The sequence below is a fragment of the Pectinatus frisingensis genome (assembly GCF_015732285.1).
GTDB lineage: Bacteria > Bacillota > Negativicutes > Selenomonadales > Selenomonadaceae > Pectinatus > Pectinatus frisingensis.
The window spans coordinates 1-1,009 of the sequence record NZ_WIQU01000044.1 but is presented as its reverse complement, the minus strand read 5'-3'; the positions used below and the strand labels follow the sequence as shown (position 1 = coordinate 1,009).

General features: G+C 43.9%; 2 protein-coding genes. Both read right to left on the bottom strand.

Features of this window, described 5'->3' with window-relative positions:
* Window positions 1-361: hypothetical protein (locus tag I6751_RS07995; RefSeq protein ID WP_196590767.1), on the bottom strand; the 361-nt coding region annotated here is incomplete at its 3' end.
* A 165-nt stretch (window positions 362-526) separates the two neighbouring features.
* A complete protein-coding gene (locus I6751_RS07990) occupies window positions 527-955 on the bottom strand; it encodes an OmpH/Skp family outer membrane protein (protein ID WP_196590766.1) in 429 nt (142 codons plus the stop codon).
* Window positions 956-1,009 lie beyond the last annotated feature (54 nt).

The window sequence follows — 1,009 nt, the reverse complement described above, 5'->3', positions numbered from 1 at the left end:
CGCCCGGTGAATTGATACTGTAGACATTTAACAGCTTTTTACCGTCACTATACTGATAAGCTGCGCTGCGATCAACAGTTTTCGTCCAATTGACCGGATCATATACAGTCAAAAAGCAAGGATCTTGTACCATATTTCCACTCGAATCATAATGATATACTCTTTCCACCAGCAATACCCTGATGCCGGTGCCGCTGCCGCCGTTAAAGTAAAAAGCGATAGGATCGGTATTAGGAATATCATTTGGGAGTCCTCCCGTAACAGTCGGCGTTGACCCCGAAGAAGAAATCAATTTAAGACGACCGGCCGCAGGAGAAGCACCGAAATTATAAAAAGTTGACACCACTGTAGACAAACTCATAAATAAAGCCTCCTTAAACAAAATTGGTTCTTATACCCCGGCAGGACAGCCTCACTGCCCTGCGACATTTAAGACGCTGCACCTCCTTTATCCGGATTACTGTATTAATAACTGCACCGGCGGTTAGTTATTGTCGTCCGTGCAGACAACAGGCTTTTAATATGCTTATTTTATTTTGGCGATAACATCATTGGTAATATCGGTACCGCCATAGACGACATCGGCAGCATCCAGAATAATGGTAAGCCCTTTGTCAGCGGCGACTGCTTTGACGGCAGCGCTGATTTTATTTTCTACCGGGTTCATGAGTTTAGCTTCTTTTTGTGCTTCCTGCTGGGCAATAGTGTCGTTGAGTGTCTTGCGCTCATCATCGGACAAGCCTTTGCTCTTGGTATTGTAATCATTTTGTGCGGCAGTGCGCATATCCTGCAGCTGCTGGAATATTTCCTGTATGCCGGGATAGGCGGCAACAACCTGCTGTCGATTCATTACACCGATGTTTTGAATATCGGCGGCCATTGCCGTTGACGGCAGCAGCAAAATAAGACTGAAAAACATAGCGGTCAGTGTTGAAATTAAAGATGATTGTTTCATGGTTTACCTCACTATAAATAAAATTTGTGATATAAAAGGACAATAAAAAAACTC

Excerpts from the sequence above, each read along its gene's own strand:
- I6751_RS07990 (WP_196590766.1), bottom strand. The coding sequence starts at position 955 with ATGAAACAATCATCTTTAATTTCAACACTGACCGCTATGTTTTTCAGT.